At 51.0% G+C, this 19,547-nt stretch carries 20 protein-coding genes; 10 read left to right on the top strand and 10 right to left on the bottom strand.

All coding sequences use genetic code 11. The features are described from left to right. Window positions 1–166: 166 nt before the first annotated feature. From FIT99_RS04660 to FIT99_RS04650, 3 genes are read left to right on the top strand one after another with little or no spacing between them, the layout of a single operon-like run. Window positions 167–1,888: a CHASE2 domain-containing protein gene (locus FIT99_RS04660; protein WP_140003226.1), complete on the top strand. Its 1,722-nt coding sequence runs from the start codon at window positions 167–169 to the stop codon at window positions 1,886–1,888. Next, window positions 1,885–2,376, top strand: coding sequence for an SH3 domain-containing protein (locus tag FIT99_RS04655; protein WP_140003225.1), 492 nt, complete (start codon window positions 1,885–1,887; stop codon window positions 2,374–2,376). The genes FIT99_RS04660 and FIT99_RS04655 overlap by 4 nt, the downstream gene beginning before the upstream one ends. Beyond that, window positions 2,373–3,278 (top strand): M48 family metalloprotease, encoded by a 906-nt coding sequence (locus FIT99_RS04650; RefSeq protein WP_140003224.1) that lies wholly within the window; start codon window positions 2,373–2,375, stop codon window positions 3,276–3,278. The genes FIT99_RS04655 and FIT99_RS04650 overlap by 4 nt, the downstream gene beginning before the upstream one ends. Before the next feature lie 59 nt (window positions 3,279–3,337). Here FIT99_RS04650 and FIT99_RS04645 read toward each other — a convergent pair whose 3' ends face one another. From FIT99_RS04645 to FIT99_RS04620, 6 genes are all read right to left on the bottom strand, one after another. Then, entirely contained in the window at window positions 3,338–4,288 is a 951-nt protein-coding gene (locus FIT99_RS04645) for an AI-2E family transporter (protein ID WP_223261285.1), read from the bottom strand. A 92-nt stretch (window positions 4,289–4,380) separates the two neighbouring features. After that, window positions 4,381–4,938: an IMPACT family protein gene (locus FIT99_RS04640; protein ID WP_140004644.1), complete on the bottom strand. Its 558-nt coding sequence runs from the start codon at window positions 4,936–4,938 to the stop codon at window positions 4,381–4,383. A gap of 10 nt (window positions 4,939–4,948) precedes the next feature. Beyond that, window positions 4,949–6,592: a formate--tetrahydrofolate ligase gene (locus FIT99_RS04635; RefSeq protein WP_140003222.1), complete on the bottom strand. Its 1,644-nt coding sequence runs from the start codon at window positions 6,590–6,592 to the stop codon at window positions 4,949–4,951. 24 nt (window positions 6,593–6,616) lie between these two features. Further along, window positions 6,617–8,110 carry a helicase HerA-like C-terminal domain-containing protein gene (locus FIT99_RS04630; RefSeq protein WP_140003221.1) on the bottom strand — a complete coding sequence of 498 codons (1,494 nt, stop codon included), beginning with the start codon at window positions 8,108–8,110 and terminating at the stop codon, window positions 6,617–6,619. Window positions 8,111–8,239: 129 nt separating this feature from the next. After that, on the bottom strand, window positions 8,240–8,683 hold the full coding sequence (locus tag FIT99_RS04625) for a DUF302 domain-containing protein (protein WP_396652220.1): 444 nt from the start codon (window positions 8,681–8,683) through the stop codon (window positions 8,240–8,242). A gap of 158 nt (window positions 8,684–8,841) precedes the next feature. Next, window positions 8,842–9,768, bottom strand: a complete 927-nt coding sequence (locus FIT99_RS04620) for a CysB family HTH-type transcriptional regulator (RefSeq protein WP_140003219.1) — start codon at window positions 9,766–9,768, stop codon at window positions 8,842–8,844. Between the two features lie 108 nt (window positions 9,769–9,876). Here FIT99_RS04620 and FIT99_RS04615 point away from each other — a divergent pair, with 108 nt between their 5' ends. From FIT99_RS04615 to fdxA, 7 genes are all read left to right on the top strand, one after another. After that, window positions 9,877–10,647: a sulfite exporter TauE/SafE family protein gene (locus FIT99_RS04615; protein ID WP_140003218.1), complete on the top strand. Its 771-nt coding sequence runs from the start codon at window positions 9,877–9,879 to the stop codon at window positions 10,645–10,647. Window positions 10,648–10,688: 41 nt separating this feature from the next. After that, on the top strand, window positions 10,689–12,356 hold the full coding sequence (locus tag FIT99_RS04610) for a nitrite/sulfite reductase (protein WP_140003217.1): 1,668 nt from the start codon (window positions 10,689–10,691) through the stop codon (window positions 12,354–12,356). Next, entirely contained in the window at window positions 12,353–12,970 is a 618-nt protein-coding gene (locus FIT99_RS04605; RefSeq protein WP_140003216.1) for a DUF934 domain-containing protein, read from the top strand. Before FIT99_RS04610 ends, FIT99_RS04605 begins: the two co-directional genes overlap by 4 nt. Next, window positions 12,967–13,728, top strand: coding sequence for a phosphoadenylyl-sulfate reductase (locus FIT99_RS04600; RefSeq protein WP_140003215.1), 762 nt, complete (start codon window positions 12,967–12,969; stop codon window positions 13,726–13,728). The genes FIT99_RS04605 and FIT99_RS04600 overlap by 4 nt, the downstream gene beginning before the upstream one ends. Window positions 13,729–13,805: 77 nt before the next feature. After that, window positions 13,806–14,735, top strand: a complete 930-nt coding sequence (cysD, locus tag FIT99_RS04595) for a sulfate adenylyltransferase subunit CysD (protein ID WP_140003214.1) — start codon at window positions 13,806–13,808, stop codon at window positions 14,733–14,735. Window position 14,736: 1 nt separating this feature from the next. After that, complete coding sequence (cysN, locus tag FIT99_RS04590) at window positions 14,737–16,011, top strand: sulfate adenylyltransferase subunit CysN (protein WP_262982138.1); 1,275 nt, start codon at window positions 14,737–14,739, stop codon at window positions 16,009–16,011. 86 nt (window positions 16,012–16,097) lie between these two features. Beyond that, window positions 16,098–16,421, top strand: a complete 324-nt coding sequence (gene fdxA, locus FIT99_RS04585) for a ferredoxin FdxA (protein WP_140003212.1) — start codon at window positions 16,098–16,100, stop codon at window positions 16,419–16,421. 62 nt (window positions 16,422–16,483) lie between these two features. Here the strand turns inward: fdxA and rnhB are convergent, their stop codons facing one another. Genes rnhB through fabZ form a run of 4 tightly spaced genes read right to left on the bottom strand, consistent with a single transcriptional unit; the run spans window position 16,484 to window position 19,540 of the window. Beyond that, a complete protein-coding gene (gene rnhB, locus FIT99_RS04580) occupies window positions 16,484–17,071 on the bottom strand; it encodes a ribonuclease HII (protein WP_140003211.1) in 588 nt (195 codons plus the stop codon). Window positions 17,072–17,076: 5 nt separating this feature from the next. Next, complete coding sequence (gene lpxB, locus FIT99_RS04575) at window positions 17,077–18,240, bottom strand: lipid-A-disaccharide synthase (protein WP_140003210.1); 1,164 nt, start codon at window positions 18,238–18,240, stop codon at window positions 17,077–17,079. A gap of 12 nt (window positions 18,241–18,252) precedes the next feature. Next, the gene (gene lpxA, locus FIT99_RS04570) at window positions 18,253–19,032 is read right to left on the bottom strand and encodes an acyl-ACP--UDP-N-acetylglucosamine O-acyltransferase (RefSeq protein WP_140003209.1); all 780 of its coding nucleotides are present in this window, start codon (window positions 19,030–19,032) and stop codon (window positions 18,253–18,255) included. A gap of 43 nt (window positions 19,033–19,075) precedes the next feature. Continuing rightward, window positions 19,076–19,540, bottom strand: coding sequence for a 3-hydroxyacyl-ACP dehydratase FabZ (gene fabZ, locus FIT99_RS04565; protein WP_140003208.1), 465 nt, complete (start codon window positions 19,538–19,540; stop codon window positions 19,076–19,078). Between the last annotated feature and the right edge of the window lie 7 nt (window positions 19,541–19,547).

The following is a 19,547-nucleotide window of genomic DNA, read 5'->3' as shown; positions in this document are numbered from 1 at the left end:
AATATCGTTGCGTCCTTGTGATGTGGCTAGAATACGCAGGATGTAAAAGGGTCTCAATGACCCGTTTGGGTCAATGATCCTGTCGACTGCCAGCCGCCTTGGTAGCACGTGCGCTAACAGGATGAAACCCTAGACAACAATCCAAGACAGATCCGCTGGGAGCGATATGTTAAAACTCAAATTAATGCTGGGCTTTTGGCTAGCGAGCCTGACCCGAAAATTAAAAAATAATTTCTATCTGTATCTGGCGCTATTGTTCAGCCTGGTGATTCTGCTGGATGCCGGCGTGTTTCATGTCGGTCAAAACATGCGAGATAAAGCCTTTGACCTGATGGTCAAAAACCGCATATTCAAACCGAGTGCTGACCCGCAAATTGTAATTATCGATATCAACGAAGCCAGTCTTGCGGCCATGAGCAAAGAGTATGGCCGTTGGCCATGGCCGCGTCAGGTGGTCGGCGAGCTGGTTGAAGCAATTCAACAGCAACAACCCGCAGCGATTGTGTTTGATATTGTGTTTTCAGATGCCGATATTTATAACCCAGATAGTGACAGCTACTTTAATACGGTGATCAGCGATTGCCAGCATTGTTTTTTTCCGTTGCTGCGGCTGGACGAGAGTCAAGATCGCCAGAGCCAACTCCAATATGCACACATCCCCGGGCTGGTTGCCGCCGCCGATGCCGATCGTCAGGCGACGTTTGCCGCGATTCCGCCCTACTTTAAAGGCGCTTGGAAAGCGGGCCACCTTGGGACGCATAATGTATATCCGGATAATGATGGGGTGGTTCGGCAATACCGCATGCGTCACCAAGACCGTGGCTGGACGCTGCCCGCCCTGCCGCTGGTGATTGCCAATGCGCAGAACCCCATCAGCCAAGACACACCGGATGAAATGTTGCTTAACTGGCGCGGCAAACCGTTCACTTATCACTATGTGAGTTTTAGTGATGTGTATACCGACCTCACCAGCGCGCATCCCAAACTTGGCAAAGCCATGTTTAAAGACAAGATTGTCATTATTGGATCTACCGCACCCGCTCTTTTTGACATCAAGCCTACGGCAATGGACAAACAGTTTCCGGGGGTTGAGATACTGGCCACCGCGCTAGACAATGCCTTACATCAGGATTACCTCAAAGTGTGGCGTGGCAAACTACCCTACATCTTGCTGAGCTTGTTACTGGTATGGCTGACGACGCTGGCGTTTTATTTTAAGCTTGACCGTGATCGCTTTAATGGCATCTTTACTGGCAGCCAAATTGGTTTGTTGGTGTTGTCTTACCTCGCCATCAATCTGTTGCACACCTATCTCGATTTGGCGGCGCCCATTTTTTGGGCGGTGGCGTATTTTGGGGTAGCCAAAATATATGCATTGGCAACCGACCGCGCACTGCAACGCTGGCTGGCTTTTGGCCTCACCGCGGACAGTGCGGAATTAGAAGTTTTGATCATGCCGATTGCTATTGAAAGCAGTGAAACCTTGGGCGACGCCGTGATGAAGCGCATTCGACGCGAGATTGAACAGGCTTGTCAGGCCCCTACGCAGATTGATATCCTCACTGGCACCCAAAGTGGCATTTGGGGATTGTTTGGCGAGATGGTCATGGTGAGCTGGCAATATGCGCCTGAAACCACTTACCGCGAGGCTGCGCGACAAGATGCATTGCAACTGTCGGCACAATTGCAACAGCGCATTGATCAACTGCAGTTACCGGGTAGCCCGGTCGTGCGGGATGCCTTGCATCAAGGTCGTATTGCCAACCAAACCTCGTCACTTGCCGCACAATGGCGCTTGCTATTTGCACAAGCGCTGATACAGCTTGAAATGGCAACGCTAGACAATACTGTCGCCCAACATCACAACCTTTTGGAGAAGGATGCATGATCAAAAAAACCTTATTTTGCCTGCTGACGTTGCTCGCCAGCGCGCAGACGAGCGCGGCTGAAACCGGCTTGGTACTCAAGGCCGACCAACTACGTGCGGATACGTTTAATGATGCGAAGGTCGTTGGCCGCGTAAATAAAAACGACAGCGTTGAAATCCTCAATAAAAAAGGCGCTTGGTTAGAAATCAAATCCGCGGGTAAAAGCGGCTGGGTCAGGTTATTGACGGTTAAACGCAATAACGCAGGCGGCACAGATGTGGCCGGCGTGGTGGGCGTCGCCACTGGGCGCAGTGGCACTGGCAAAGTGGTGTCTACCACCGGCATCCGTGGCCTGAGTGCAGAGGATCTTAAAACCGCGCAATTCAATGAGACCGAAACCAAAAAACTAGAAAGCTACACCGCCAATGCGGACGAGGCCAAACAGTTTGCTAGCAGCGGCGGGCTCACCAGTCGCTCATATCCCTATTTTACGGGAGCCGCACAATGAGACGCTATATCAAACAAGCCGTCACCGTAGCTTTGATCAGCGGATTGAGTTGGCAACCTGCCGCTGGGTTGGATTTCAAAGGTGCGCTAAAGGATGCTGTGGATGCGCAACTCGGCAATGGTCGCAAAGCTGAAGCAGCGCCCGCCTCGGCAACGCCACAGAACACCGGCACTGCCCAAGACAAACTCGCTAACATCAACTGGAAAAATCCTAGCCAAGAAGAGGAAATCGCGGTGGGTAGAAACGTCACCGGCACCATTCTGGGCGCAGCGCCGCTGGTGAATGATCCCCAATTGCAGCGATATGTCAATAAAGTTGGGCGCTGGGTAGCCAGCCAATCCGAGCGCGCTGAATTACCATGGCGGTTCGGCGTGATTGAAAGCACCGATGTAAATGCGTTTGCCGCGCCAGGTGGCTATATACTCATCACCAAAGGGCTCTATCAGCGCTTGACCAGCGAGGCGCAACTGGCGGGCGTGCTCGGGCATGAAATTGCCCACGTCGTGCAAAAACACCACTTAAAAGTCATGCAGAAACAAGCGCTGCTAGATGCCGGTGGTGCTTTTCTCAAAGAAAAAATCAGCAAAAACACCCTGACACAACGCGCAGTTTCAACCGGTGCTGAGATCAGTGCGCGCAATCTGGATAAAAGTGCTGAGTTTGAAGCGGACAGCATGGGAACGGTGCTGGCAGCGCGCGCCGGCTACGAAGCCTATGGTCTAGCGGAAGTCTTGCAAGACATGGAAACCATTAGCAACCAAGACAGCAGTATGGCCTTGTTGTTTAAAACACATCCGCACCCGGATGACAGAGTCGCGCAGTTAAGTATGGTCAGCGGTGATCAAATTGACAATATTAGCGGCGGCAAAACCCTAGAAAACCGCTTATATCAATTGAAATAAATGTTAGCGTGCCGCGAGAAAGGGTTGGCCGCGTCCAACCCTCTTTTTCGCGGTCCGCGCTACACCCAGCCTCGTTCACGACACTCACTTTTGAGGTAGGCATAGTAGACAGGCGCCGCGACGATACCAGGTAGCCCAAACGTCGCCTCCATCAGGAGCATGGCCAACAATAACTCCCAAGCATAAGCACGGATTTGCCCCCCGACAATGCGCGCATTCAGAAAATATTCTAATTTGTGAATCACGATTAAAAACGCCAGTGAACCCATGGCGATCATAAATGAATGACTGGTGCTGACAATCACAATGACGGTGTTCGAGATCAAGTTGCCGATCACTGGCAATAAGCCAACCAGAAACGTGATGGCGATCATGGTTTTGGTAAACGGCAGATGTACGCCGCATAACGGCAAAATCACTGTCAGATAGACCGCCGTCAGCGCTGCATTCACCGCTGAAATTTTCACTTGAGCAAACACAATATTTTTAAACGCTTGAGAAAACAAGGTAATACGATGCAGCAAGCTCTGGGCAAAAGGTTGATGGTTGACCTTGGTTTGTACATCATGCAACGCAATCATGGCGCCGATCACCATCCCAATCAAAATATGGGCCAAATGATGACCGGCTTCTTTACCAAGCAATTGCCAATCGGCAGAGTGCGCACGCAACCAATCAATTACCGTCTGTTGCAGCGTAATCGCATCGTCTGGCAAGCGCGCATTCAACCATGGGGGTAAGACCTTACGAGAATCTTCAATAATTTTAGCCAATTGGTCGAACAACACCGCCAACCCGCCAGCATCACTTCTAATCAGGGTGACGATGCCCATCCCCAACGACACCAGCAGACCAATCACCAAGGTAGCAATCAGCACCACTGCTAGCCACTTAGCGTATTTTCCTGGCAATTTACGTGCAATTAACGGTGAAATGACGTGAATTAACTCAAACACCAGCAAGCCTACCAGCAGCGCGGGCAACAATTGCACTTGTAGCACCAGCCACATCAGGACCGCCATTAGGAGGAAAGTTGCTGTATCAAATCGTTGGGTTGGGGTCACCACTGGCTCCGGTTCATGAGGGTCTGGTCAACAACACGTTAAAATTTGGCTTGAATCAGCCGGGCGGCATCAATCGGTAGTTTGAGTAAAAAATGGACGCCTTCATCAAAATGCTTATCGAGAATCTCACCATGACACTTTTGCACTTCACGCGTGAGCTCATCGACCCGTTTGTAACTGGTGGATACTTTGAGCTGCACCATTTCAATGAAAGGCAGGCTGCCTGCTTGCTCCATCGCCTGTTTGGCCGTGCCGCCATAAGCGCGCACCAAGCCGCCGGTCCCAAGGTTGATCCCGCCATAATAGCGCACGACCGCGACACAACAATTGACGTAACCTTGCCCATCTAACATTTGCATGATCGGTTTGCCTGCGGTGCCCGTTGGCTCGCCGGCATCAGAGAAACGGGCTACGATGCCGTCCACGGTTTTGAGGCGAAAGGCGTACGCCAAATGTCCGGCCGTTTGATGTTCGCTGGCAAACTGACGTAAAAATAAAGCCAGTTCACGCTCATCCTCGCAACGCTTGGCCCGCGCAATGAATCGGGATTTATTAATGGTTTGATCGGCTTGGCCGAGTTGACTAAAAGTTTGCATCGCAAGCGTTTCAGGAAAGTCCCGTGATTCTACCATCAGCATCCACCCCGATGCGCGCACTGGCGGGCTGTTTGGGCAGGCCCGGCATGGTCATGATGTCGCCACAAATCGCCACCACAAAACCGGCGCCGCGCGACAGTCGCAATTCACGCACATGCAAGACATGCTGCTTGGGTACATTTCGCAACTTGGCGTCACAAGACAAAGAATATTGTGTTTTAGCCACACACACCGCTAAGCCACGACTGGCTTCGCCCATTTGGCTCAACTGCGTTTGGGCCAACGCACTGAGCGTCACCTGACTGGCACCATACATGGCTTGCGCGATGGTAGTGAGTTTATCAACGAGCGGCAAATCATCCGCATACAGTAACTTCACCGCCGCAGCTTGTTGTGCTTGCATGGCCACGGTGTGCGCCAACGCCAACGCACCTGCCCCGCCCTCAGCCCAATGACGACAGACATGTAAGCGAACACCCAAAGCCTCAACCGCCGCTTGCACCAAAGCAACTTCGGCCGCCGTGTCAGCCGTAAAGTGGTTGAGTGCAACCACCACTGGCAAGCCAAAATGGCTCTGCAAGTTTGTGATATGTTTCTCAAGGTTGGCAACACCGCTGGCCAAGGCAGACAAGTTTTCAGCATTTAAATCTGCGACCTCGACACCGCCATGATATTTCAATGCGCGTACCGTCGCGACAATCACGGCCACGTCAGGCCGCAAACCCGATTGCCGGCACTTGATATCGAGAAACTTTTCAGCGCCTAAGTCCGCACCAAAACCGGCCTCAGTGACTACATAATCGGCCAAGCGCATGGCGGTTTGCGTGGCGACCAGCGAGTTACAGCCGTGCGCAATGTTGGCAAACGGACCACCATGCAACAGGGCTGGCGATCCACCCAGCGTTTGCACCAGATTGGGTTGAAACGCCTCCTTGAGTAAGGCGGTCATGGCGCCTTCGGCTTGTAAATCGCTGGCATAAATTGGCTGGCCGTGGGTAGAGACCGCAATCTGAATCCGTCCCAGCCGGCGCGTTAAATCTGCCAAATCGGTCGCCAGACAGAAAATGGCCATCACTTCACTGGCGACCGTGATGTCGAACCCAGTATGCGTGTGGTTTTCAAGGGTCAGTCGTCGCAAGGCGCGATCGTTCATATCCATGCATCGGCGCCAACTCACTTGGTCAAATGCCAGCGCATTGCCGTGGTAAATATGATTATCAATGAGCGCCGCTAATAAATTATTGGCTGCCGTGATGGCGTGAAAGTCACCGGTAAAGTGCAGATTGATATTCTCCATCGGCACCACCTGCGCATACCCACCACCAGTCGCCCCGCCTTTCATGCCAAACACTGGCCCTAAGGAAGGCTCGCGCAAACAAGCCAGCGCGGCATAACCTGCCTGATTCAGCGCATCGGTGAGACCAATGGTAGTGGTGGTTTTGCCTTCGCCAGCGGGCGTCGGATTAATGGCTGTGACTAGAATCAACTTGGCTCGCGCGGGCTGCGCATGCAGTCGGTTGACAGTTGCCTGCGTCAATTTAGCCATGTAATGGCCATGGGCATGCAAGTCATCCGCCGACAAGCCGAGCTTGCCAGCCACTGCCGCAATCGGCGCGAGTGTAGCCGCTTGGGCGATTTCGATATCACTTAACATGCCATGTCCTGACTGAGCGCTTAATTAACGCTTGGTTTTTGTGCCGCCAAGGATCGAACCCAACACGCCACGAATAATGGCTCGGCCCAGTTGTGACCCAATCGCGCGTGCTGCGGATTTAGCGGCCGATTCCAGCACAGAATCGGAACGGCTACTTTTACCACCCAATATCCCACCTAAATCAAAACCGCCACCCTCCTGCGCTTGCGTCGCCTCTGCTTGCGCAGTCGCTGTCGCCTGCTCCGCGCGCTTTTTAAGAATCTCATAGGCAGATTCGCGATCCACCTGCTTGTCATACACACCGGCCACCAACGATTGCGCCATCACCTGCTGGCGCTCAGCATCGGTGGCTGGACCGACCCGACTCTCTGGCGGACAGACAAACACACGCTCGACCGGGGTCGGCGCGCCCTTCTCATCGAGAAAAGACACCAGCGCCTCCCCAACGCCTAATTCCGTAATGGCGGTCGCCACATTGAGTTTAGGATTGGCACGGAAGGTTTGCGCGGCGACTTGCACCGCTTTTTGGTCGCGTGGCGTAAACGCCCGCAATGCATGCTGCACTCGGTTACCCAACTGGCCCAATACCACATCAGGAATATCCAGTGGGTTTTGCGAGACAAAATAGACGCCAACCCCTTTGGAGCGCACCAAACGCACCACTTGCTCAATCTTTTGCATCAATATCGCAGGTGCATCATTAAAAAGTAAATGCGCCTCATCAAAGAAAAACACCAGTTTGGGTTTCTCCATATCCCCTACTTCGGGCAGCTTTTCAAACAGCTCTGACAATATCCACAACAAGAGCGTCGCATAGACCCGCGGTGAATTGAGCAACTTATCGGCTGCCAGGACGTTGATAAATCCCAATCCCTTGCTATCGGTTTGCATCATATCTTCGAGATTCAACGCAGGCTCACCAAACAGAATGTCGCCTCCCTCGGTTTCTAGCTGCAACAAAGCCCGCTGAATCGCGCCCACGCTAGCATTAGAAATATTGCCGTATTGGGTTTGGTAATTGGCTGAGTTTTCAGCGCAATGCTGCGCCATGGCGCGCAGGTCTTTCATGTCTAGCAACAGCATGCCGTTGTCATCGGCGATCTTGAAGATCGCGTTTAACACACCGCTTTGTACATCGTTAAGATTGAGCATTCTAGCTAACAGCAAAGGCCCCATCTCACTCAGCGTCGTGCGCACCGGATGGCCTTTTTCACCGAACATATCCCAGAACATTGCTGGATAAGCTTTGTTTTGATAATCCGTGAGCACAAGTTGCTGCACTCTGGCCGCTACTTTTGCATTCCCGCCGCCGACTTGACTCATCCCCGACAAGTCACCTTTGACGTCGGCCATAAACACAGGCACGCCAATGCGGGAAAATTGTTCGGCCAAACTCTGTAAAGTCACCGTTTTACCGGTGCCGGTTGCGCCCGCAATCAATCCATGGCGATTCGCCATTTTGGGCAACATAACACTGTTGGTCTCATTATTTTTTGCGATAAGCATCGGTTCAACCATGGCAATGACTCTTAATAATTAAAGTTAAGTTGAGTATAGGCGATGGCTTTCAAAAGGGAAAGATGCTTGTTTTGGCTGACATGCAAAATGCGCCCATTCAAGCAGCGCAGCTCGCCGTTGCAATGACGGTTAAAAATCGCCGCGACGGGCTTTTTCCATCAACTGGATCAAGGCATCTTCCAGCTGTTGTGCCGAGGCTTGCGCTCTGGCGGTGGGTTGCTTGATATTTTTTAAATCGTGTGTGGGCCGATCTAGACCGAGAAACAGTTGGCGCTTGCCATTGGCATCTGGCTTCTCATAAATAGCAAGGCGACATGGGGCAAACACCAGAAACTCGGGATGATCGAGAATAATCTCAGTCCCCATGCTGAGATTGCAAAATGTGCGGACTTCTTTCACGCCTTGCGGATCTTGTCCACGCAGCTTCATATGCTCACCAATGGGAAAATTGGCTGGATTGACAAAATTCATCCCCTCAGAAATCGACTTCAAACTATCGATCAAATCCTGGTATGACACACCTGGCTTCACTGGCACTTCATAAATGGCATTATCAAGGTCAACATCGGGCATGCCCTGTCCAATGGCTCGCACATGTGTAGGCGCGGCCCAGCTGCAAGCGCTAATACTACACAACACACAAATTAGGAATAAACGCATAGCGCCTCGGCAAAATTAAAAAAATATTTATTGATTACAGCACGCTACCGAAGCCTCACGTGTGACCTACATCACAAGTCCTGATGCAAGGCACGCTGTACGGTCCGTTTATCGTATTGCGGGGATAACATGGTAATAAAATTCAGCATGTAATCACGCAAGAATGCATCACGGCGGACGCCTAAATAGGTGGTGCTATCTGGAAATAAATGACTACAATCTAAACTGACCAGGGGCGCGTCCCGTGCGGCATCGTATGCCATATTGGCGATCAGGCCGATGCCAAGCCCAAGATTCACGTAAGTTTTAATCACATCCGCATCGATCGCTGTAAACACGACATTGGGTTGCAGACCAGCATCGTGAAACACTTTGGACACCAGCGTGCCGCCGGTAAACGCAAAGTCATAAGTGATTAAAGGATAGTCGGCAAGATCCTTTAAGGTGAGCGCTGGTTTGGATAGCAAAGGGTGTTGCGGCGGCACCACTAGGCATCGGTTCCACTCGTAGCAGGCCAAGCAAGTCAAGCGTTCATCGTTACTGATACTTTCGGTGGCAATGCCAATATCTGCCTCGCCGGACGCGACCAGATCGGTGACTTGCGCGGGATTGCCCTGATGAATCGTCAGTTTGACGTTGGGATACTGCGCAATAAATTGCTTCACCGCCGCCGGTAAGCGATAGCGTGCTTGCGTATGTGTCGTCGCAATCGTCAGCGCTCCGCTGTCTTCACGGCTATATTCATCGCCAACACGCTTAATATTTTGCATATCCAGCATCACCCGCGCCGACAATTCGACGATTTTACGGCCGGGCTCGGTCACGCCAATTAAGCGTTTACCATTGCGCTGAAAAATCTGCAAACCCAACTCTTCTTCAAGCAACTGGATTTGCTTACTGACGCCGGGTTGCGAGGTGTGCAATACTTCTGATGCGGCGGAAATATTCAATTGTTGCCGTACAACTTCATGCACATAGCGCAACTGGTGGAATTTCATCAGCCAACCTTCATATAACCAAAAGCTATATCATAGAACATTTGGTTATTAAATCAATGATTAAAACGCTGATAACATTTCGCGGTTATATTCTTTAAGATACTCCTCATGGAATTCGGATACATACTGGCGGGCTTTGTGGTTGGCTTTTTGGTGGGACTCACAGGCGTCGGCGGCGGCTCATTAATGACCCCCATTTTGTTGTTGATTTATCACATTAAACCGGCGGTGGCTGTTGGTACAGACTTACTGTACGCGTCCATCACCAAGTCTGTAGGCATTTTCGCGCACGGCAAACTCGGCAATATCGACTGGCTGATCGTTAAACGTCTGGCAATGGGCAGCATCCCGGCGTCGATGTTGACCTTGTGGGCCTTGCACAGCATGGATTTGCAATCCGGCAATGTCGTCAATACCATCAAGTTTTGGCTGGGTGTGGCATTGATTGTGACTTCTGTCGCAGTGTTATTGCGCAACAAATTGATGGCTCTGGTGGCAAAAGAACAATGGATTCCGTTAGCTTATGTGCCTGGCGCCACCATATTATTGGGGATCGTGTTGGGCGGCCTGGTCACATTGACCTCAGTAGGTGCCGGCGCGCTAGGTGTCACCGCATTGATCCTGCTGTATCCTAAGGAAAAAATCACCACCATCGTCGGTAGCGATATCGCGCATGCGGTGCCGCTCACCCTGGTCGCTGGCCTTGGCCATGCGTCTTTGGGCACCATAGACTACCCTTTATTAGGGACGTTGCTCATCGGCTCTGTGCCTGGCATTTATCTCGGTAGCCACATGAGTTCACGCGTTGCAGAGCACTGGGTGCGCGTTGCGCTGGCTATGATATTGATTTTTGTAGGCTTTAAGCTGGTTTTCCATTAAAATATTGCCTCTTCGCTTTTTGCGAACAAAGTGACTCAAGCATGTATAAATACGATCCTATAGACCAACAAATTGTCAACGAACGTGTCGCCCAATACCGCGACCAAACACGCCGCTATCTGGCTGGTGAGTTATCGGATGAAGAATTTCGTCCGCTACGCTTGCAAAACGGCTTATACATCCAGCGCCATGCGCCGATGTTGCGCATCGCGGTGCCGTACGGCCTCATCTCAAGCAAGCAATTGCGCAAGCTGGGCGACATCGCCCAGAAATACGACCGTGGTTATGGTCACTTTAGTACCCGTCAAAACCTGCAATTGAATTGGCCGAAACTAGAAGATACGCCGGAAATTTTGGCGGAACTAGCCACCGTCGAGATGCACGCCATTCAAACGTCAGGCAACTGCATTCGAAACATTACCACCGATCAGTTCGCAGGCATTGCGCCCGATGAGATTATTGATCCGCGTGCGATTGCCGAAATCATGCGTCAGTGGAGCACCTTTCACCCGGAGTTTGCCCTGTTGCCACGCAAATTTAAAATTGCCGTCTCAGGGACTGAAAAAGACCGCGCCATTGTGCAAGCGCACGATATTGGCCTCGAGTTTTATAAAGATGCGCATGGACACATGGCCATCAAAGTTTGGGTGGGCGGTGGTTTGGGCCGTACCCCTATTTTGGGCACTGTGATTCGCGAACATTTAGAATGGCAGCATGTGCTGTCCTACTGCGAGGCCGTGATTCGTGTCTATAACATCCATGGTCGCCGCGACAACGCTTACAAAGCACGAATTAAAATTTTGGTTAAAGCGCTGGGCATTGAGACTTTCAAACAACAGGTCGAAGAAGAATGGTCACATCTCAAAGATGGCCCATTAACGATCACGCAAAATGAGTTAGATCGCGTGGCGAAATACTTTGAGCCCATGCCCTACAAAACCCTGCCAGCACATAACGCGTCGTTTGACGCCGCTGTTGCCGCTAACCCTGCATTTGCTGCTTGGGTAAAACGTTGCGTGCAACCGCATCGCGTGCCGGGCTACCGTGCAGTCACCCTCTCGCTCAAACCACACGGCAAAGCGCCGGGGGACATCACCAGCGAGCAGATGCACGTAGTGGCAGATTTAGCAGATGCCTACAGCTTTGGCGAGTTACGCTCTTCACATGAACAAAATCTGATTTTGGCAGATGTGGAGCTATCCGATTTATTCGCGGTGTGGGAAAAAGCGCGTGCCGCTGGGTTGGCCACGCCCAACATTGGCCTGTTGACCGACATTATTTGCTGCCCCGGGGGCGACTTTTGTAGCTTGGCCAATGCGAAATCGATTCCCATTGCCGAAGCGATCCAAATGCAATTTGATAACCTAGATTACTTGCATGAAATTGGGGATCTAGAGCTCAATATTTCAGGTTGCATGAATGCTTGTGGTCACCACCATGTCGGACATATCGGTATTTTGGGCGTCGATAAAGATGGCTCTGAATGGTATCAGGTCACCGTTGGCGGAAAACAAGGCAATGACGCGAGCATTGGCACGGTAATTGGGCCTTCATTCTCAGCAGAAGAAATGCCTGGCGTCGTGCAACGCCTGATTGAAGTCTATGTGCGTGAACGGCATGAAGAAGAGCGTTTTATCGATACGGTGCGGCGCTTGGGCGTAGCCCCATTTAAAGCCCACGTCTACGCTGAAAAGGAAACTGCATCATGAGTCAACTGATTCAACTAGCCGCTGATGGTACAGCCAGCATTGTTGCTGACACCTGGGTGCGCGTAATACCGCCCGCCGCCGGCGAAGAATCTGTTCGCAAACAAGCTGGTAAAGTCGTGTTGTTTAAATTAACAGGCGAACAAACCTTCACTGCTGAACAGATTGCCAATACCCAGATTCCAGCATCTGGCCACATTTTAGTGCCACTCGCCATCTGGGAGGCGCGCAAAGCAGAACTGCAATCACGCTTGGACCGTGGCGAACTGGGGATTGTGTTGGCGACCAACGAAACGGCGGAAGCATTACAAGCCGCTTTTGCTGATCTCAACACGCTACCATTGATTGCAATATTTGTTGAACGCTTTGCGGACGGTCGCATTTTCACATTGGGCAACTGGCTGCGCACACGCTTTGGCTATCGAAACGAATTGCGCGCAATTGGTGACGTGCTACGTGACCAATTGTTTTTTCATAAACGGGCAGGCTTTAACAGTTTTCTGATTCGTGCCGACCGCTCTGCCGAAGACGCACTGGCTAGCCTGAATGACTTCAGCCAACCCTATCAAGGCGGTGTTGCGGATGTGCCGGTCTGGCGTAGGATCCATCGCGCATGAGTTTCGGCGTCAGCATGCTCAAACCAGCCGCCAACAATCCGGCAATCCGTCCTGAATTGACAGAGGCCTTAATCGCAACCGTTCAAGCTAAGCGTGAAAAGGCCGTGGCATTATTGCAAGCAGCAGCAGCTGAGTTTCCTGCGATCACTTTTGCCAACAGCTACGGTGCCGAAGACATGGTACTGACGGATCTGATTTGCAAAGCGCAAATTGCCATCGAAATTTTTTCTTTGGATACCGGCCGCCTGCCGTTAGAGACCTACCAACTGATGGCTGCGGTCGAGCAAGCTTACACCATCAAACCACTGGTTTTTTTCCCAAAGCATGAAGCGGTTGAACACTATGTGCAAACGCAGGGGATCAACGCTTTCTACGAGAGTATCGAGCTGCGCAAGGCGTGCTGCCACATGCGCAAGGTTGAACCCTTACAACGCGCACTCAGCGGCAAGCAGGCTTGGGTGACCGGAATGCGTGCGGAACAAGCAGCGACCCGTAGCGCCCTGCCTACCCAAGAATATGATGCTGGCAACAAACTAGAAAAATTCAATCCCTTGAGTGACTGGACCGAAAAAGAGGTTTGGGCCTATATCCGCCTGTTTGAAGTCCCGTATAACGCCCTGCATGAGCAATTCTACCCAAGCATTGGCTGCGCGCCGTGTACGCGCGCGGTGGCCATGGGGGAAGACATTCGCGCCGGCCGCTGGTGGTGGGAAAACCCCGATAGTAAAGAGTGCGGCTTACACGTAAAGAAATCCTGAATTCAAGCCATGGCAAGCGATGAGAACACTTGATGGTGACGCAACGCGCGCTACGGCAATATTTGATTGTATAAACTATGACAACTAAACAACCTTTATCACACCTCGATTGGCTCGAGGCTGAAGCCATTCATATTCTGCGTGAAGTGGCGGGCCAGTGCGCAAACCCTGTGCTGCTGTTTTCTGGTGGTAAGGATTCCCTGTGCATTTTGCGTTTGGCTGAAAAAGCGTTTCGCCCGGGGCGTTTTCCTTTTCCGTTATTGCATATTGATACTGGCCACAACTATCAGGAAGTCGTACAGTTTCGTGACCAGCGTGCCGCTGAATTAGGCGAGCGCCTGATTGTACGGTCGGTAGAAGACTCCATGCAGCGCGGTACGGTGGTATTAAAAACGCCTGACGAGCCACGCAACAAGCATCAGTCAGTGACCTTGCTAGAAGCCATTGAAGAGTTTGGCTTTGACTGCTGCATTGGCGGTGCGCGTCGCGATGAAGAAAAAGCGCGTGCCAAAGAGCGCATCATGAGTTTTCGCGATGAATTTGGTCAATGGGATCCGAAAAACCAACGTCCAGAATTATGGAACCTGTATAACGCGCGCGTGCACAAGGGTGAGAATATTCGCGCGTTCCCCATCTCAAACTGGACAGAGATGGACGTTTGGCAATATATCGAACGTGAAAACTTGGCCTTACCGAGTATCTATTTTGCGCACCAGCGCGACATCGTTATGCGCCATGGTTCCATTTTCCCAGTCAATGTGCCGTTGGCTAACGGCGACTTGATCAATCAGCCTAAAGCAGGCGAAGAAGTGATCAATATGCAGGTGCGTTTCCGGACGGTTGGCGACATTACTTGCACCGCTCCCGTGATTTCAGATGCCGCTGATGTGAGCAAAATTGTGCTCGAAACCGCGACAACGACAATTACTGAACGTGGTGCAACGCGCCTCGACGATCAAACGTCAGATGCCTCGATGGAACAGCGCAAGAAAGAAGGTTATTTCTAACATGGCAACTCAACACAACGACTCTTTGCTGCGCTTTATGACTTGCGGCAGCGTAGATGATGGTAAAAGCACACTGATTGGTCGCTTGCTCTACGATACCAAAACCATTCTGGCCGACACTCTGAATAACATTGCCCGCACCTCGCAAAAGCGCGGCATGGAAGCCGTCGATCTCTCTTTACTGACCGATGGTCTGCAAGCGGAGCGCGAGCAAGGCATCACCATTGATGTCGCCTATCGCTATTTCAGTACCGGTACGCGCAAATACATTATCGCCGATGCACCCGGTCACGAACAATACACGCGTAACATGGTCACCGCCGCTTCAACCGCCAACCTTGCGATCATCCTCATCGATGCACGCAAAGGCGTGTTGACACAAACCCGTCGTCATAGCTATCTGGCACATTTGGTTGGCATCCCGCACATCGTTGTTGCCGTCAACAAGATGGATTTGGTCAATTACGATCAAGCGGTCTATGAAAAGATCAAGGCCGACTACATCGCTTTTGCGACCGAAATTGGCCTCGCCCAAGCCCGCGAAATTAAATTTATGCCGATGTCGGCACTCAATGGCGACATGCTGGTGGACCGCTTGGACAATATGCCTTGGTATCAAGGCGAAACGCTGATTGATATTTTAGAAGCCGCACCAGCAGCCCACAGTGAGCAATCTGAGGCGTTCCGCTTTCCCGTACAGTTCGTCTGCCGCCCGCACGACTCCGCAAATCCAGACCTGCATGATTTCCGCGGTTTTATGGGCCGTGTGGAGGCAGGTGAAATTAGTGTAGGGGACGCGGTGACGGTGTTACCGAATGGCTATCAGTCAAAAGTGAAAGCCATTCAACTGGGCGCTGAGCAACTGCAAAGCGCACAAACCGAACAAAGTGTGACCTTGCTGCTTGAAGACGAGATTGATACTTCACGTGGCGACATGATTGTGAAAACCAGCGAAGCACCTGAAGCGGTCAAACAAATCGAGGCGCACGTATGCTGGCTGTCCGAAACCCCATTGTCCCCTGCACGTACTTACATCGTGCGTCACACCACCCGTGAATCCAAAGCCAAAATTGGCAGTATTCAGTATAAGGTGGATGTGAACACGCTTGAACATTTGGCCAGTGCCGACCTCAAAATGAATGACATTGCTCGGGTCACATTTAAGTTGGCACAACCACTGATGGTCGACAGTTATGATAAAAACCGCGCCACGGGTGCTTTTATTGTGATTGATGAAAGCAGCAACAACACCGTCGGCGCAGGCATGATTGTTTGATCAGTTTGCACGCAACACATCGTCAATTTGGCTAAATTGCAATAAAATATCGTTTTGGCTGAGATAGCCGTTAAAGGATTTAAAACATGACTTATGTAGTAACCGAAAATTGTATTCAGTGCAAATATACCGACTGCGTAGATGTTTGTCCGGTAGATTGCTTTGTTGAGGGTCCTAACTTCCTGGCGATCAACCCAGACGAGTGCATTGACTGCACGCTATGTGTCGCTGAGTGCCCGGCAGAAGCCATTTTTGCGGAGGATGATGTGCCAGCTGATCAGCAACATTTTATTGCGCTCAATGCTCGCCTATCCACGGTATGGCCAACAATCACGGCGCGTAAAGAGCCATTGCCAAATGCCGAAGAGATGAATGGTAAAGCAGGTAAAACAGCGCTACTGGTTGAATAAAAAAATCACAGCGCCAACGATGCAAAAAGCCGCTCCAGGAGCGGCTTTTTTGTTTTAACGACTCACTCACAATCAGCGACTAAGTATTTTTTGACGGGAGCATAGCTACGCCGATGCGCTGGCGTAATACCGTATTGCGCTAAACGCGCAAGATGTAATGCCGTAGGATAACCCTTATGTTGGGCAAAGCCATAGTGCGGATATTGGCGGTCTAGCACTAGCAATGAGGCATCTCTGGCGGTTTTAGCCAAAATGGAAGCTGCAGAGATTTCAGCCACTTTGCTATCGCCTTTGACGATGGCCTCACATGGCACCGAAAAAATCGGGCAGCGATTACCGTCAACTTGAATCAGGGTGGCATGGCGCCCAAATTGGTCAATCATGTGCTGATACGCTCTTTGCATGGCAAGTAGACTGGCCTGCAAGATATTAATCTGATCGATCTCCTGCGCACTCACGCTGGCAATCCCCCAAGCCCATGCATGCGATTTGATCTCGACCGCCAAAGCATCGCGTTTGGCTTCAGACAATTTTTTAGAGTCTGCCAACCCCGCAATTGGGCGCTCAGGATCGAGAATGACTGCGGCCGCGTACACTGCGCCCGCTAATGGCCCACGGCCTGCCTCATCAATGCCACATAAACGCTGCATCTCGGTTATGCCTGTAAAAACTGCTTCACAACCGCAGCTGCTTTTTGTGCACTGTTTTGTTTGAGTTGGGCATGAATGTGGCGGTACTTTTCTTGCAAACTGGCCAAGCCGGTCTTATCCGCCAATAAGTTATACAATGTCTGCCCAATACGCTCTGGAATCGCCTCTTTCTGCAACAACTCAGGCACAATAAATTCACCGGCCAAAATATTGGGCAAGCCCACATAAGGCTGCAGCCGCATGCGTTTTAGTAATTGCCAGCTCATGTTGGACATCTTGTAAGTGATGACCATTGGCTTTTTCAATAAGGCGGCTTCAAGGGTCGCTGTGCCCGAGGCCACCACCACCGCATCCGCCGCGGTCATCGCATCATGCGCATGGCCGAACATGATTTGCAAGTCGATTGCCGTGTCTGGTTTTTGCGTTAACAGTTGATGCCAGGCACTGGTAAAAATATCGCGGGTTTCACGCGTCACTAATGGCACCAAAAACTGCACCTGCTGGCCGTTCTCGCACATGAGACGGTCGAACACAATCGCTGTTTCTAGCAACAATTCCGCGTGAAAGGTCACCTCGGACTGCCGGCTGCCCGGCAGCATGGCAATCACCACATGATTCTTTTTTAGTTTTAATTTTTCTCGGGCCAGGCCTACATCGGGTTCCATCGGTAAAGCATCCGCCAATGGATGGCCAATGTAAGTCACCGGCACCCCCACCTGTTGGTAAAGCGCGGGCTCGAATGGAAACAAGGCGAGCATATGAGAAACCGCACGTTTGATTTTATGGATGCGATCTTGACGCCAAGCCCAAATGGATGGGCTCACGTAATGGATGGTAGCAATCCCTTTTGCCTTGAGTTTACGCTCTAGCCAAAAATTAAAGTCCGGAGCATCGATGCCTATAAACACATCCGGTTGCGCCTTCAGAATCTCTTTATAAAGCTGTTTACGCAGCTTGAGTAGGCCCCACAAATGACGCAAGACTTCGAGATAACCACGCACCGACAATCGCTCAATCGGAAATAATGACTTCGCCCCTAGGCCCATCATTTTGGGACCAGCGATGCCAAAAATTTCAACTTCCGGCTGCAAGGATTTCAGCTCTTGAATGAGATGATAGCCCAGCAAATCACCGGAGGCCTCACCCGCCACCATTGCAATCTTAGCCATAAATTCTTTTACTTAACGTACGATACCGCGCGTCGTCTGCGCGAGAAAGCGGGTCATCAAGCCAATTTCAGGACAAGATTTTTCCATGTCAGCTAACGCAAGTTTAGCCTCTTCAAAAGACAATCCCTGGCGGTAAAGCACTTTATATGCACGCTTGATTTGCTGGATGGTCTCGGCACTGAAACCACGACGCTTGAGGCCTTCAGCATTAATGCCATGAGGCGCCGCATCATAGCCAGCCGCCGTCACATAAGGCGGAATGTCCTTAAACACCACTGAACCAACTGCCGTAATAATGTGCTCACCGATCTGACAGAATTGGTGGATTAATGTGAAGCCGCCTAATATCGCGTGATCATAGATCGTCACGTGTCCGGCCAGCGATGAGTTGTTGGCCATAATCGTATGGTTTCCGACGATACAATCGTGCGCAATATGCACATAAGCCATAATCCAGTTATGACTGCCGATCATGGTAGTGCCTTTGTCTTGCACGGTACCACGGTTAAAAGTACAAAATTCGCGGATGGTATTGTGGTCGCCAATTTCTAGCAAGGTTGGCTCATCTTTAAATTTTTTATCCTGCGGTTTGGCACCGAGCGATGAAAATTGAAAGATTTCGTTGTGTTTGCCAATGGTGGTTGGGCCTTCAATCACCACATGCGGGCCAATTTTAGTGCCCGCATCGATACGCACACCTGCGCCGATGGTTGTATAAGGGCCCACTTCTACCGAACTATCGAGCTCGGCTTTGGGGTCTATGATTGCGGTAGGATGAATCAGGCTTTGCATGTCTAGGTGTACGGCCTATCTTCATCGACAGGCGCGTCTATGGTTATTTTTCAATGGCTTTTAAGATACACATCATGTTGGCTTCTGCCACAATCTCGTCTGCGACCTTGGCGACTGCATTATATTTCCAGATCCCCTTGAGGATGCGGTCGATTTTGACGTGCAAAATGATCTGATCACCTGGGGAGACTGGTTTTTTAAAACGCACATTGTCAATGCCAGCAAAATAATATACCGAGTCGTTGGTCGGCTTGGTGCCCATGGTTTTAAATGAGAGCAAAGCGGCAGCTTGTGCCATTGCTTCCACGATCAACACCCCAGGCATCACCGGATGATATGGGAAATGGCCAGGAAAATAAGGTTCATTGACCGAGACGTTCTTAACGGCTGTGATCTCTTTACCCAGCTCCATAGACAATACACGGTCAACCAGCACAAATGGATAGCGGTGCGGCAAGTGTTCCAAAATCTCATGAATATCCATGCTATTCATTGTGTTTTCAGCCATAAATTCT

Origin of the sequence: Methylophilus medardicus, assembly GCF_006363955.1 — a bacterium.
In the GTDB taxonomy this organism is placed as follows: Bacteria; Pseudomonadota; Gammaproteobacteria; order Burkholderiales; family Methylophilaceae; genus Methylophilus; species Methylophilus medardensis.
This window is presented reverse-complemented; position numbering and strand designations above follow the sequence as displayed.